The organism is Candidatus Uabimicrobium helgolandensis (assembly GCF_041508025.1).
Lineage (GTDB): Bacteria > Planctomycetota > Uabimicrobiia > Uabimicrobiales > Uabimicrobiaceae > Uabimicrobium > Uabimicrobium helgolandensis.
Window position 1 is genome coordinate 4,900,932 of record NZ_CP165719.1, and the last position, 14,451, is coordinate 4,915,382.

Annotated in this window: 11 protein-coding genes and 1 pseudogene; 6 read left to right on the forward strand and 6 right to left on the reverse strand. The window is 34.8% G+C overall.

The genetic code is table 11. The features are described 5' to 3' along the window. Positions 1-30 precede the first annotated feature (30 nt). From UABHE_RS17905 to UABHE_RS17920, 4 genes are all read right to left on the reverse strand, one after another. On the reverse strand, positions 31-2,259 hold the full coding sequence (locus tag UABHE_RS17905; RefSeq protein ID WP_372364603.1) for an NADP-dependent isocitrate dehydrogenase: 2,229 nt from the start codon (positions 2,257-2,259) through the stop codon (positions 31-33). Between the two features lie 95 nt (positions 2,260-2,354). After that, positions 2,355-2,774, reverse strand: a complete 420-nt coding sequence (locus tag UABHE_RS17910; RefSeq protein ID WP_372364604.1) for a VOC family protein — start codon at positions 2,772-2,774, stop codon at positions 2,355-2,357. 575 nt (positions 2,775-3,349) lie between these two features. After that, positions 3,350-4,084, reverse strand: a complete 735-nt coding sequence (locus tag UABHE_RS17915) for a hypothetical protein (protein ID WP_372364605.1) — start codon at positions 4,082-4,084, stop codon at positions 3,350-3,352. 40 nt (positions 4,085-4,124) lie between these two features. Then, positions 4,125-5,081, reverse strand: a complete 957-nt coding sequence (locus UABHE_RS17920) for a serine/threonine protein kinase (protein ID WP_372364606.1) — start codon at positions 5,079-5,081, stop codon at positions 4,125-4,127. A 175-nt stretch (positions 5,082-5,256) separates the two neighbouring features. Here UABHE_RS17920 and UABHE_RS17925 point away from each other — a divergent pair, with 175 nt between their 5' ends. From UABHE_RS17925 to UABHE_RS17945, 5 genes are read left to right on the forward strand one after another with little or no spacing between them, the layout of a single operon-like run. Continuing rightward, the gene (locus tag UABHE_RS17925; RefSeq protein ID WP_372364607.1) at positions 5,257-6,582 is read left to right on the forward strand and encodes an APC family permease; all 1,326 of its coding nucleotides are present in this window, start codon (positions 5,257-5,259) and stop codon (positions 6,580-6,582) included. Positions 6,583-6,593: 11 nt separating this feature from the next. After that, positions 6,594-8,363, forward strand: coding sequence for a hypothetical protein (locus tag UABHE_RS17930; RefSeq protein WP_372364608.1), 1,770 nt, complete (start codon positions 6,594-6,596; stop codon positions 8,361-8,363). A gap of 1 nt (position 8,364) precedes the next feature. Beyond that, positions 8,365-9,147 (forward strand): hypothetical protein, encoded by a 783-nt coding sequence (locus UABHE_RS17935; RefSeq protein WP_372364609.1) that lies wholly within the window; start codon positions 8,365-8,367, stop codon positions 9,145-9,147. Further along, positions 9,147-10,274 carry a serine/threonine-protein kinase gene (locus UABHE_RS17940; RefSeq protein WP_372364610.1) on the forward strand — a complete coding sequence of 376 codons (1,128 nt, stop codon included), beginning with the start codon at positions 9,147-9,149 and terminating at the stop codon, positions 10,272-10,274. The genes UABHE_RS17935 and UABHE_RS17940 overlap by 1 nt, the downstream gene beginning before the upstream one ends. A gap of 20 nt (positions 10,275-10,294) precedes the next feature. Further along, positions 10,295-12,550, forward strand: a complete 2,256-nt coding sequence (locus UABHE_RS17945; protein WP_372364611.1) for a tetratricopeptide repeat protein — start codon at positions 10,295-10,297, stop codon at positions 12,548-12,550. An 80-nt stretch (positions 12,551-12,630) separates the two neighbouring features. Here UABHE_RS17945 and UABHE_RS17950 read toward each other — a convergent pair. Both UABHE_RS17950 and UABHE_RS17955 read right to left on the reverse strand, forming a co-directional pair. Beyond that, positions 12,631-13,109, reverse strand: a pseudogene (locus UABHE_RS17950) (IS5 family transposase); the annotation flags it as partial. 193 nt (positions 13,110-13,302) lie between these two features. After that, on the reverse strand, positions 13,303-13,845 hold the full coding sequence (locus tag UABHE_RS17955) for a DUF5565 family protein (protein WP_372364612.1): 543 nt from the start codon (positions 13,843-13,845) through the stop codon (positions 13,303-13,305). A 202-nt stretch (positions 13,846-14,047) separates the two neighbouring features. Here UABHE_RS17955 and UABHE_RS17960 point away from each other — a divergent pair, with 202 nt between their 5' ends. Continuing rightward, positions 14,048-14,287 (forward strand): hypothetical protein, encoded by a 240-nt coding sequence (locus UABHE_RS17960; RefSeq protein ID WP_372364613.1) that lies wholly within the window; start codon positions 14,048-14,050, stop codon positions 14,285-14,287. The last annotated feature ends 164 nt before the right edge of the window (positions 14,288-14,451 follow it).

A 14,451-nucleotide genomic window follows, 5' to 3' on the forward strand; every position in this document is an offset into this window, starting at 1 on the left:
AACGCTAATTTAGAGTTTTGTGCTTTTCAATTACATAGCATCAATAATAGCGTTCAAGGTCGCACTTGGACGCATTACAGCATTTGATTTTTCTGGACTTGGGTGATAATAACCATCTAACTCAACTGGCTTTCCTTGGGCCTCAAGAAGTTCTGCATTGATTTGCTGTTCTTTTTCACTTAACTCTTTTGCGACTTTTTCAAAACGTGCCTGTAACTCTGTATCTTTGGTTTGCTGTGCAAGCATTTCTGCCCAGTACATAGAAAGATAAAAGGCGCTGCCGCGATTGTCTATTTCGTTAACTTTGCGCGAAGGGGATTTTCCATTCTCAAGATATTTGCTGATTGCTTGGTCTAGTGTTTCAGCCAAAACACCCGCTTTAGCATTGTTGTGTTTTTCTGCGATGAGTTCTAATGAAGGAACTAGCGCACAATATTCACCTAGTGAATCCCAACGCAAGTGACCTTCTTTAACAAGTTGTTCTACGTGTTTTGGTGCAGAACCTCCTGCGCCTGTCTCAAACAAACCACCACCATTCATAAGTGGAACAATAGAAAGCATTCTTGCGCTTGTGCCTAATTCCAATATTGGGAATAGGTCAGTTAAGTAATCGCGAAGTACGTTTCCTGTTACAGAAATAGTGTCTTCTCCTTTACGAATTCTCGCTAAAGAAAACTCCATTGCTTTTTGTGGTTTTAAAATTTGAATGTCTAAACCTGCAGTATCGTGTTCGGGTAAATATTGATTCACTTTTTTGATAATTTCAGCATCGTGAGCTCTATTGTCGTCTAGCCAAAAAATGGCTGGAGATTTAGAGGCTTTTGCACGACTAACTGCTAGACGAACCCAGTCGCGTATTGGTGCGTCTTTGGTTTGGCACATTCTAAAAATGTCACCAGTTTCTACGTCTTGTTCAATAACAGCATTACCACTACCATCTACAACAGAAATTTTACCGTTACCCGGCGCTTCAAATGTTTTATCGTGGGAGCCGTACTCTTCTGCTTTTTGTGCCATTAAACCAACATTAGAAACACTTCCCATTGTCGAAGGATCGAATTGTCCGTTTTTCTTGCAGTCTTCGAGGATTTCAGCATACATCGTTGCGTAACTACGGTCTGGAATAACCGCTACTGTATCTTGCAACTTGTCATCTGTATTCCACATCTTGCCACCGTCGCGAACAACATTTGGCATAGAGGCATCAATGATAACATTGTTTGGTACATGTAGATTAGTAATGCCCTTGCGTGAGTCTACCATCGCGAGTGCTGGTTGTTTTTCATACACAGCATTAATATCAGCCTCGATTTCAGCTCTTTTATCTTCAGAAAGACGATCGAGTTTTGCATAGACATCGGCGATACCATTATTTAAATTGACACCTACCCCTCTTAATGCATCAGCATGTTTGTCTAAAGCTTCTTTATAGAAAACAGAAACACAATGTCCAAACATAATAGGATCAGAAACTTTCATCATCGTTGCTTTAAGGTGCAAAGAAAACAAAATACCTTGTTCTTTTGCTGCAGCAATTTCTTTTGCAAAAAACTTGCACAGCGCTGTAATATTCATTACTCCAGTGTCGATAACTTCATCTTTTTGCAGTGTTACAGACTCTTTTAAAGTTGTCTTCGTACCGTCGCTTGCCACAAACTCAATTTTTACGTTACCGGCTTCTGGCATGGTTGTTGATTTTTCTGTTGCAAAAAAGTCCTTCTCACTCATGTGGGCAACATAAGATTTTGACCCATCGTTTGGCCAATCTTTCATCATGCGATGCGGGTTTTTTTGAGCAAACTTTTTTACAGAACTTGCAGCTCGTCTGTCAGAATTTCCTTCGCGAAGAACAGGATTTACAGCAGAACCAAGAACTTTCGCAAATCTCTTTTGAAGTTCTTTTTCTTCATCATTCTTTGGTTCTTCTGGATAATCAGGAATTTTGTAACCGTGTTGTTGTAGTTCTTTAATTGCACTTTGCAATTGTGGAATGGAAGCGCTAATATTTGGGAGCTTTACAATATTCGCTTCTGGAGTTTTTGCTAACTCACCTAACTGTGTTAAAAAATCATCTATTTTTTGTTCATCAGTAAGTTGATCTGGAAAATTGGCGATAATTCTACCAGCAAGAGATATATCTTTGGTCTCGACATCAATATCGCAACCTTTCGTATATGCCTTAATAACCGGAAATAGTGCATATGTAGCTAAAGCTGGTGCCTCATCGATTTTTGTCCAGATAATTTTTGATGTTGTCATGTTATGTCCTTTTTTGAAAAGATTTTATCTGAAGATGAGAAATCTTACTCGATACGTTTGGAAAAAGCAACAAAAACGTTAGGTATGTGGCAAAATTACCAAGAACCCTTGCTTTCCATACTTTTCCATGGTTCAGCTACCGGTAGAGCTTCGCCTTTTTGAAGTAGTTCGACAGATATATTGTCAGGTGATTTTACAAAAGCCATATAGCCATCTCTAGGAGGACGCAGTATTTCAACTCCCTTATCCATAAGTTGCTGACAAGTATCATAAATGTTATCAACGGAGTAAGCAAGATGGCCAAAATTACGCCCACTGCTATATTCTTCTTGTTGATCCCAGTTATAGGTTAATTCTAACTCTGGTTCTCCAGGAGCAGTAGCTAAAAAAATAAGAGTGAAGCGACCTGCTTCTATTTCTTTGCGTTTTACTTCAACTAAACCTAGCTTGTTGACAAAAAAGTCTAGCGCACGGTCAATATCTTTGACGCGAACCATTGTATGTAAATATTTCATTTTTGGTCCTTATTCAAAATTATGTGGTTTTTATAAATGACTTTTATTTGAGATTTTGAAAGTTAGTGGAGTGCTTTGTTGTGGAAATGTTTATTTTGAAAAAATATGGGGGAGAAGCACCCGTATCACTCAAGACGTTGATGAATGAGTTGATAAAATGATGCTTCGTCCCCCAAGCGGATTTGACGTATTAGTAGGGGAGCAAAAGGAGTATCCTTCTTTCTGCCTCCTGATGATGTCGTCAGTATCTGTACTATGATTTTGCTGAAAATACGCTTTGAAAACACATAAGTCACACGCTTTTAAACAATGTAGGTCAAATTGTATCGCTGCGCTCTACCTCTAAGCTACTTTTGCTTATTTTGTGATTCTTTTTTGGAGCAAAAGAAGGGATTCGAACCCTTGCCTCAGAAAAATAGCCTACTTGTGTCGCGTGCTCAGCCATAGGAATGCTAAACTTAGAGTAATAACTTGAACTTATCAAAAACAATAAAGGTGGTATTTATACCTACACTTTGTTGTTTTCTAAACTTGAGTTTGAATTTAAGCTTGTACTCTACTGTTATTATATCTCACTATTTATCTAATATAAACTTAAAAATTTTATTAGCAATATACTGTTGTTTCGTTTCTATCGAATTTGCTTCTTCACGCGCAAATTTAACAGCTTTGTTTAGTTGTTCAATGCGTTCAAGTATCTGTTTTTTCTTTGGCATTGGAAGTGCACCACTTTGTTTAACAGTGCTCCAGTGCCCTATTACAATATCTTCTGTAATCATCTGTGTTTGAGCCGGATGTTCTTTAGTTGCATCATACAAAACAATTGGTTTTTGTACTTTTTTGGTCTTACTTGTTAATGTCGCTTGAGTTTTATATAGATTGCTGTTGTCATCAAAAAACCAATCGTCTTCTGGATTTAGCACGGGAACTTGCGCAACAAAACTTTGTAGATTCCCTAATTCTTTTTCTAGAAATAGCAAATAAGTTACTGGAACTTTTTCCATAATGACATTGCCATCAACGACTATATCAGCGATCGCACTACAATTTGCCATATCTTTAGTCAAGGTAATATCTAGCAATTCAGTTAAGTGTTTTTCTAAATCGGTAATTGCTTCACTGGCAATAAGCTGTACTTTATTACTTTCAGGAGGAAAACTGTCACCATCTTCATCTTTTTTTTCATAGTTTTTGCTAAAACCATTGAGTAAAGCAGGTTTTAGGACCATTTTTCTTAGTTTAGTAACAGCACCAGTAACGCGACTTCTAATACCTTTTTCTATCGCCAGTATTTGATTGAGTTTTGGCATAAAGCACCTCATAAAATAGTAGTGTTTAGATGTGACTTTTTTATCTTTGGTAGATAAAAATGATTATAATCACAATAATTATATTTAATATAGTTAACCATTTATTGGTTTTTATCCACCTGGTAGGTTGCCACATTAATGTTGTGACTAATGACGTGGATATTTTCTTGTTGGTGATAAAATTTTGTAAATCTTCTTTAAATTCTTCTGCATTTTGATAGCGCGCGTGTTTTTTTTTCGCTAAAGCTTTTAAACAGATAGCAGATAACGCCCCAGGTATTTTTTTATTGATTTTGTGTGGCGCTACTGGAATTTGATTGAATATTTTAGCCATAATTTCAGGAGAGTTGCTTCCAACAAAAGGTGGCCGTGAGGTTAAACAGTAATACAATATGGCACCTAATGAGTAAATATCACTTACATTATCAATATTACGTCGTTGTCCATCAGCCTGTTCAGGAGACATATAGTGCATACTACCCATAACAACACCTGTCGCTGTTAGTGTTTCGTTAATTGATGATTTTGCTAAACCAAAATCCATGACTATCGGTTTTCCTCTTTTGTCAATCATTATGTTTGCAGGTTTTAAATCGCGATGAATTATTTCTTGTTGGTGAGCGTAAGATATCGCTTCTGCTATTTTTATAAAAATACGAACTAGAGTTCTATGATCAGGTGCGTAGTTTAAAAAATCGGTTAAGGTTACTCCATCGATAAAATCCATCACAAAATAAGGAATCGAGTTATTCGCTACTCCTTTATCATGTAGTTTGATAATATTTTTATGGTCTAAGCGAGCAGTTAAATTTATTTCTCGAATAAAGCGTTCAATAGTACTGCGCTCTATTTTTTTAGTGATATTTAAAACTTTGACGGCAAAAATTTTCTTAGAATCAGTGTGCTCAGATTTATAGACAATGCCCATTCCACCGGAACCTATCTTTTCTATAATCTTGTAAGGTCCTAACTGATCAAATTTAAGTTTGCTGTCCATTGATTCCTCTTTTATAGGTAAGTGTTGGTATTTAGCAATGCGCAACTACGCGATTTCCCATATTTTTGTAGGATACTCATTGAATTATAATTATAATATTTTTAGAATAGTAATCATATAAAAAAAACCTAATTCCCGTTCTATTTAGATTTCCCGAATTTTTTTGAGATAATAAATGAAAAAACAGTTTTACAAAGTAATGGGGGTGTGTAGTGCCATGTCAATGGTAGTTGGTATTATCATTGGAACAGGCATATTTCTTACAGCCGGACAAATTGCAAATTATATACATTCACCTACTTGGATTTTAGTTGCTTGGGTTGTCGGAGGTCTTGTCGCAACAACAGGTGCTATTACTATGGCCCAGTTGTCTTCTCTATTGCCCCAAGTCGGGGGATTATATGTCTATATACGCGAAGCTTTTGGCGAGCTTATGGCATTTTGGTACGGTTGTGTATTGTTTTTAGTCTTACAGTGTGGGTCTATTGCCGCAGTTGGAATGGGCTTTGCATATTACTTTGGTAATTTATTTCCGTCTACCAGTAGTAGTTTACTTGATCTGTATTTTTTTTCAATAAGTGGCGGTCAAATAACAGCGATGATTGCAATAGCACTTTTAACTTATGTCAATTACATTGGTGCGCGCTTTAGTACCATAATGCAGCTACTTCTCACACTGTTATCAGTTATTACCATTATTGCTTTTATTGCCACTGCTTTCGCAAGTTCAAAGTCTCAGACATTGGTATTTTCACTATCGAATCCACCATCATTTTCAAACTTTTCATTGGCAATGATTCCTATACTCTGGACATTTTCAGGATGGTACAATTTGAATTTTGCCGCAGAAGAAGTGGAGAATACTTCGCGAACAATTACGATTTCTTTACTTGCAGGTATGATTCTTGTTACTATTTTATACTTACTTGTGAATGTTGTATACTTAACGACTCTATCAGTGACTCAAATTCAAAAAGAAAAGCAAATTGCATACACTGTTATGAATATTATAATACCTAATAGCGGTTCTTTTATCTCAATGGCTATTGTTATTTCTGCTTTAGGTACACTCAACGGTTTGATCTTTGCAAGTCCGCGTGCTTACTTTGCTATGGCGAAAGATAAACTATTTCCTATTTTGCCAGCGAAATTACATCAAAAATATGGCACGCCACATAGTTTTATACTAGTACAAGCTTTGTGGTCTATTTGTTTAGTTGTATTAGGACAGGGAAGTTACGAAGCTTTGTTTAGCTATGTTATGTTTACTGGACTGCTGTTCACTTCACTTGCAGGAGTCGCGGTTATAATTGTCCGTAAAAACAATCCTCAAAAGCTTGCTATATCTTGGGCTTACCCGTGGGTGCCAATATTTTTTACATTGTCTTCCGTGGGATTAGCGATAAATACTTGCTATTATAATTTTTTCGAATCGCTCATTGGATTAGCAATTGTCATCTTTACATTTCCGCTATATTTTATAATGAAAGCCAGGAAATAACTGAGGTTAATATGAAATTTATTGGTTTTATCCCCGCTGTATTTATTACAGTATTTATATATTTGGTAACAATTATTTATGATGAACGCTGGCAAAAAGCTTATGAGTTTTTTGACCAAAATGATCACAGTCTTCCATTTATATTTAAAATAGTGCTTTTTTTTCAATCTTTCTTTTGGATTATCGCTCCTGTACTTTTATTATTTTGCCTAGTGCGGATGGAAATTCAAAATCCACTTCGCAACATCCTTTTATGTGTATTATTTTTTATGATTATAGCGGTTTTACAGCGCGCTTTAGAAGAAACAGGAGTATTTTTAGATCCTAAGAAATCTCTGTCATTTACTCCTGTAATGGTGCTCGGACTTATTTTACTTTACATAGGAGGATTAGGATATACAACGGAAAAGATTTGGGAATTTTCGCAAATTCCAGAAGCTCTCGTTTCGAAATGGGAAAAAAGTGTTGATAAACGCCATTTCCCTTCTTTGTCTTTAGCCGTAAAATGGCCTTATGTGGTTGCTTTGTTTATTGCTATTTTGATTTTTGATTCTGATAAGCGCCAAGTGACACCTGAAAATTTCAAAATAAAACGTTTAACTGTAAAAGAGCATAATCTAAAAAATCAACAACCTAGAAGAAAAGATTTTTTTGAACGCTTTCTTTTGACAACATCTCATATTACATCTTTAAAGAATATTGAATCGAATCTGTTTTGCGATTTAAATATAAATATCAAATGGCAACAATTAGAACAAAAACAGATGAAAATAGATCTATTATTTGAATTAAATGGCTACAAAACGCTGACAGATCATATTTACAAACAACAAAACTTAAATTTGTCATTCACTTCGACGGTCCGATTTCCAGATACTTATGCGATTGAACACGGCGAGTATTTATATTTAAATGCTCTTAATCAATTACAAGAAAAAGTAAGGTTTTTTCCTACAAAAAAACATAGTTTTATGCGTCAATTTTTTCAAGTAAAAACACCTATAAAAGCTTTTTTCTCCACTGAAGAAGCTTTTTTTATAGATACGAATGATCAATTATTGATATTTAATAATGCATTTAAAGAATACCAGAGTACAAAAGGGACCAGCTTTTTTGAAAATAGCACATTCACTACAGATTTTGTTATTGTAAGTAATAAACAGTTGTTACATAACAAAAACCTAAAGTATACAATAGAAGGAAAAATTCACAAAATAGCGATGTCGCGTTTGGGGGCAACCACTCTTGCACAGATAGATGGTTCGTTGTTTAGACTTCAACATGATTGGATTTGGGAGGCGCAAGAAATTGACTTTCCTGCTGTAATAAAAAAAATTGTTTTTAATTATGATGGTCGTCGTGCCTTTTTACTAACAAAGAACAATGAGTTATTTGTTTGTAATTTACATAATTTTTCAATTGAAAATCTTGGACAATTTCCCTTTACAGTAAATAATATGAAACTCGGGCGAGATGGCCGCATTTTTTTAGCAACGAATCTTGCAGGGGTTGTTGCATATGATTTAGACAAAAATACTCTAAACACAATTTGCGCTCCTAAGGAAACAATCTTTGACTTAGGCATATCTATTGATGGAAGATATCTAATTAGTGGAGGTCAAAGTAAAATAATACGTATATTAGATCTTAATTCTCAAACTGTGTATGATGAAGTTACTGTTGAAGATGTAATTACACACGTTTCATTTACACCGTTTAGTGATTGCGATTTCATTGTTGCATTACAAAATGGCGAAATAATGGTTAGTATAGGGAAGTAAAATGTCAGAAAACGAAAATAAAAATACCGATAATGATACCCAAAATGAAGAAGTAAAGTTTTCTTTAGAAGTTGACCATACTGAAGATGCGACAGTTAAGGATACTCTAAAAGATATAGTAAAACCAAAGTTTTCTTTTGAAAAAAGTAAAGGAGAAAAGACAGAAAAAGCTCAGAGCACCAATAAAGAAAAGCCAGCAAAACCACCTGAGAAAAAAAAAGAAAGCTCTAAGTCAAATAAACAAGGTCCTGAGAAAGAAAAAAGAGCTATTAAAATTAAAAAAGTGAATGATCTAAAAGAGATTATTCAAAGTGCAAGTGAGGGCAATAAAAGTGCTATAAAAAAATTAATAAAACCTTTCCTTGGATCTGATGAAGTTCTTGTAACCTCAGGGATGTCAGGACAATTTGGAATGTTCATAAAGGTTTATAATTTCTATTTTCTTACCAACCAGCGCGTTGGAGACATTACTATTACTCCGTTTACTGGTGAGCTAAATATAGAAGTGGCTTTTCTAGATGATATTAAGTCTTACACTATCGTACAGCCTTACATTAGTTTAACATTTAAAATGTTTACTTGGTCTTTATACCTAATTCTTGTCGGATTTCTTGCCAACTCATCTCTTAAAAGAGCGTATTTGAAATATAAAAAATCAGGGCTTTTTATTAAGTTTGGTGATTTTGGAGGAACACATATTTTTTTTGATCGCGAACGCTTTAATGCCTTGGCCCATTTAAGTAATTCTCTTAATAATGCTCGTAAGAAGATAAAGGATTTCTAATGGCAATACTATCGCGAGAGCAAAAATGGGAATTACAAAGCGGCGACAAGTTTTCGAGCCATGAAATATTCTCAAAACTGATTAAACGCGAAATTGATAAGAATATATTATGTCGCAGCGAAAAAAGCAAGAAATGGAAAGCCATTTCTTCGCGATTTCGCGTAATGAAAAGCTATGGCATTTTACATAGCATTGGGCAAGGAGGATTTGGCAAAGTATACAAAGCTTTAGAAATAAAAACTAAGCGCATTGTCGCCCTTAAAGTCCCTACTGATAACTTCTTAACAAACTATATCGACGAGAGAAAATCTGATTCTGGTAAAAGCAAAGAGCAAATGAAAAAGGAAGCAAAAGCAAAAATAGGGCAGCTTTTTTCCCAAGAAGTGCTACTAACAGCGCGCTTGAATATGTCTCCTCATGTAGTTTCAGTAGTGGACCACTGTGTTACTACACCTTATATTGCTCTTGAATATTGTAGTGGTGGAACACTTAGTGGACGCATGAAAAAATCTTACGAAGGAAAAGATGTATTATTATGGATATACCAAATCGCAAAAGCATTAGACGCTGCGCATTCTTTACAACCAGACCGTATGATTCATCGCGATTTAAAGCCATCAAATGTGCTTATTCACGACAATGTTTTAAAAGTATCTGATTTTGGTACATCTAAGATGTCTTATGATTCAAAATCTTTGCAGTCCCTTGATGGTGGATACACGCCTTTCTATGCAGCTCCTGAAGCATTTGATGGTAAGGCAACATGCGCTACGGATATTTGGTCTTTGGGGGTTATGATGTATCAATTTGTAACTAGAATGTATCCATTTGAAGGAGGATCGATACCAGAGCTTATCATGAAAATCAATTTTAAACCTCCTGTTCCTTTACAAAAAAATCAAAAAATTTCTATTGCAAATGAAGTAATAGATTTAATAAATGGCTGTTTGGAAAAAAAAGGAATAAATCGCCCAAAGGCTAGTGAATGCATGGCAATAGTTGATGGTTTATTGCATCCAGAATCGAAAACTAAACCAAAGCCTCATGTTGCTCCTAAAATAATAGATGAGTGTCAAGACGGGGAAAGTGATGAAGACGAGGTAGATTTTGGGAATCTTGGCTGGTAGGGGAGTTAAGGTTAATAACAATGGATACAAAAACGCGTTATAAGATAGATAAAGAGTTAGGTCGCGGAGGAATGGGAGTTGTTTATAAAGCATATGATTCTCACCTACGAAGATACGTTGCTTTAAAGGTGACAACAGAAGGTTCTTTAGAAAGATTTAAGCGCGAATATACTGCAATGGCGCAATTAAAGCATCCAAGTATTGTCACTTTTTATGAATATGGTTGCTTACCTCAACCTTTTTTTGCCATGGAATATGTAGAAGGGGAAACTTTACAACAAAAAATCACTCAAAAATGCCTAACTCATGATGAGATAGTTGATTTTGCAATGCAAATATGTGAAGGTCTTCACGAAGCTCACGGTAAAGGTATTTTTCATCGCGATATCAAACCATCAAATATAATTATTAACAAACAAAAACAAGCAAAGATTATGGATTTTGGCGTTGCAAAATATGTAGATGATAATGAAAAAACGCATTCAAAAACAGGTGAAATGATCGGAACTTTGCTCTACATGTCCCCCGAGCAAATAGAAGGAAAGTTTTCTGCCCAAAGTGATATATATTCTCTTGGAGTTTGCATTTACGAAGCGCTCACTCACCGTACTCCGTACCAAGGAACATCGCACATTAATATAGCACTGCAAATCCAAGATAAAGATCCCATTCGCCCGCGAGAACTCAATTCTGAAATTTCGCCTTATCTTGAAGCGATTTGTATGAAATGCTTGTCGCGGTCTTTAAAAAAACGTTATATTAATATGAGACAGTTAGCAAAAGAGTTAAAAAATCTAAAGCACAATAAACCCATCATCGCTAAAAAATTCACTTATTTTGATCAACTAAAACATGTTATTAGAAACAATAAAGCACTTTTTAGCATTATTTCGATAATTGCAATGCTACTCTTTGTATTTAATTTGTATTCTGTAGCAAAAGAAAAAAAACTTCAATCAATTAACCGTGAGCTCTATATCTTAAACGAAGCAATGAATAAATTTACTCACAATATATTGATGAGTGACTATGAAGACTTATTTTCTCAGAGGCAAATATCACAACCACTATACTCTGCTTTTAATAAATCTGCTTATCTAAAAAATGCAAAAGAGTATTCGTTTTTACGTGGTGTTGTTTACGGAAATAGAGATAACAAACAGGATAAACGTCAAGCGCTTAAAGACTTTAAAAAACACATCCAATTAGATCCTAATTCAGACATTACTTACCGTAATATCGGTGTTCTTTACCAACAATTAGGAGATAATGAGAAAGCTATTTTGTATTTTAACAAAGGAAAAATTGATGAAGACGCAACGCTTTTATATGCTAAAGCATTATCTTTGTGTGAATTAAAGGAATACACGAAAGCAATTACTGTTTTTTCTAAAGCAATAAAACTCGATCCTCTTAATGCTAAATATCGTTATCAGTTTGCTTTATTACTTAACACCTTGAAAAAACCGCAACAGGCATTACGTCAACTGAGTAAATCGATTGAAATTCAACCGAATTTTGCGAAAGCTTATCGCGAAAGGGCGGTTATTTTTTTTAAATCAAGAAAGTTAGGTAGAGCAGTTACTGATTTAGAACAAGCAATTAATTTAGGACTTATATCCGCAGAAATATACTGTGATCTTGCCAGCATGTATTTCGAAAGAAAACAGTACGAAATTGCGTTACAAAATGGCCAAAAGGCCATTGAACTCAATGATAAATATGCGCGTGCTTATTATACTCTAGGAATAACATACGGAAATTTAAAGCAATATAAATTATCTGTTAAATATTACACAAAATCCATAGATCTCAATCCATATTATTTTTCGTCATATATCAATAGAGGTAATATATATTGCGATTTAAAGCAGTATTCTAAAGCTATTGAAGACTACAAAAAAGCATCTTCTATCGATAGCAAAAACGCATTAAGCTATAGAAATCTCGCTTCTTTGTATAATGAAATTGGACTATTTGAAGAGGCCATAAAGGAAGCAACTTTAGCGATTGAATTAAAACCTTACCAAGTTAATTATTATCAACGTGGGCTTGCTTATCATAAATTTAAAATGTACCCAGAAGCATTGAGAGATTACAATAAAGCAATAACAATGCACTCTTTTGAAATATACGATAAAAGAGGTGATCTTCATTCTTTGATGCAAAACTATTCGCTCGCTATCAAAGATTGGCAAAAAGCTTTATCTCTAGCACCTTCTGTACAAAAAAACAAGATAATTGCCAAAATAAAAAAATTAAATGGTAAGTGGTGAAAATTTTATCAAACTAGGGAAATATCGTTTGGAGTTTATATTTTTACGATAAAGGATATTAGGGCCTGTCATCATTCAAGCTAATGAAGCCAAATAATGCAAGAAACTAAGTATACAGCCACTAAAAAATTCTGAGCAGTTTTGTCGTACCGCGTAGCAATAGCTCGATATTGCTTGAGTTTGCAGAATAGATTTTCTATCAGATGGCGAGATTTATAAAGGTGGCTATCGCATTCTTTTGGCTTTTTAATATTAGATTTCGGAGGAATCACAACAATAATATCTCTTTGTTCTAATTTTTGAATAACGCGTTCTTCTGCATAGTAAGCTTTGTCAGCAAGTAGCGCTTTAGCTTTGATAGAAGGTAATAGAATATCTGCTCCCACTAAATCATGTACTTGCCCTGTCGTCAAAGAGAAATCTGTAGGGTTCCCTAACGCATCACATATAGCATGTATTTTTGTGCTAAATCCTCCGCTACTTTTTCCTATTGCTTGGCTTTGATCTTTTTTTTTATTGCACCTGCACTATGTTGATGTGCCGTGATTACAGTTGAATCGTCGGATAGGTCGGCGGAGTTGCCCCCGCTTTCCCTCCTAAGAACGCAGCTTACAATTTTCGAAGTACTACGCTCAAGCGTTTATTAAGGCTATCCGGTTAACCGAGATTTGGTAAATCGTTTTTAATGGAAAAAATAAAAAGGAAAGAGTATAAAAGTATTTGGAAGGAAAAAGTTATAATAATTTGAATAATTATCTTTTTAGACCAAAATCGCGTTTTTTTATTTTTGCCATTCGTCCATCTGGGTGATGAAAGACTAGTCCCTCAATATTTTTGTCTTCGAACCATTTGGCAATTTCGGAGAAAGTTCTTGGAACATTTTGATACTGTTCAGCGCTACTGTGCTTTACTAATGTATGTTGACTATATTCTTCCAAATTCCCTTGTACTTTAGGACCAACTAATTCATAAGTACCATCTTCTAAAGAATCATCAAACGCTTCCATATGCCACTTATTTTCTTCTAATTGTGGATTTATTTTTATCCATCCAACTCGTTTACCAGTATTTACATCAAATGTCTCTTCTTGAAATCCATCAGGAGCCTTCTTGTCTTTTTTAATTTCACGCCGTTTGAAGTATTGTCCATCGTCAATTTTGACACATGTACCATCGTATTTACGGGTAGCAACACCTTCTCCTGCAAATACCCATTCGCAATTAGGATTAATTTCGTTTAATAAACTTTTCATATTTTGTGGATCACGCTTAAAAATTGTTGGTGTTTTTTTCATATAATAACTCCTTAGTTTTAGTCTCTATTTGTCTGAAGTTAAGAATATTTTGGTATAATTTATGAGTGATAAAATATAATTTTTGACCAAGTATATTGCTAAGTGTACACTATATAAATTAGAAGCAGTTGTTTATTGTTGTTAAATCTGATATTTTTTAGACTTCTCGTAGAAATTAAATATTCTAGAAAAGGTAAATAAAATGAAAAAATTAACGATACTTATTATTTTTTTACTCTTAACCACAGCACTGTTATCTAGTTGCCGGCGCCATCGTCGTCATCGTCAAGAAATGCGCCAAGATCGACATGAGCATCGCCAAGATATGCGTCAAGATCGTCATGAGCACCGCCAAGATATGCGACAAGATCGTCGTAATCATCGCGATGATCGTCATGATAATCATGATCATCACAACCACAATCATAATCACGGATACTAGTGTATAGACAATGTGAAAGTTGTTGGTTTAGGCGTGCTGTGATTCTATCGTAGATAATGATTGAGCACAAGTAATACAATTAACTTAGATCACTGTAAGTCAAAAAGCTATTCCTTTTTGACTTACTATCCTCCAAATAATTCATACCAAATTTTAGACACCTA

Coding starts and splice junctions, on each gene's coding strand:
- UABHE_RS17905 (WP_372364603.1), bottom strand. CDS start 2,259: ATGACAACATCAAAAATTATCTGGACAAAAATCGATGAGGCACCAGCT.
- UABHE_RS17910 (WP_372364604.1), bottom strand. CDS start 2,774: ATGAAATATTTACATACAATGGTTCGCGTCAAAGATATTGACCGTGCG.
- UABHE_RS17915 (WP_372364605.1), bottom strand. CDS start 4,084: ATGCCAAAACTCAATCAAATACTGGCGATAGAAAAAGGTATTAGAAGT.
- UABHE_RS17920 (WP_372364606.1), bottom strand. CDS start 5,081: ATGGACAGCAAACTTAAATTTGATCAGTTAGGACCTTACAAGATTATA.
- UABHE_RS17925 (WP_372364607.1), top strand. CDS start 5,257: ATGAAAAAACAGTTTTACAAAGTAATGGGGGTGTGTAGTGCCATGTCA.
- UABHE_RS17930 (WP_372364608.1), top strand. CDS start 6,594: ATGAAATTTATTGGTTTTATCCCCGCTGTATTTATTACAGTATTTATA.
- UABHE_RS17935 (WP_372364609.1), top strand. CDS start 8,365: ATGTCAGAAAACGAAAATAAAAATACCGATAATGATACCCAAAATGAA.
- UABHE_RS17940 (WP_372364610.1), top strand. CDS start 9,147: ATGGCAATACTATCGCGAGAGCAAAAATGGGAATTACAAAGCGGCGAC.
- UABHE_RS17945 (WP_372364611.1), top strand. CDS start 10,295: ATGGATACAAAAACGCGTTATAAGATAGATAAAGAGTTAGGTCGCGGA.
- UABHE_RS17955 (WP_372364612.1), bottom strand. CDS start 13,845: ATGAAAAAAACACCAACAATTTTTAAGCGTGATCCACAAAATATGAAA.
- UABHE_RS17960 (WP_372364613.1), top strand. CDS start 14,048: ATGAAAAAATTAACGATACTTATTATTTTTTTACTCTTAACCACAGCA.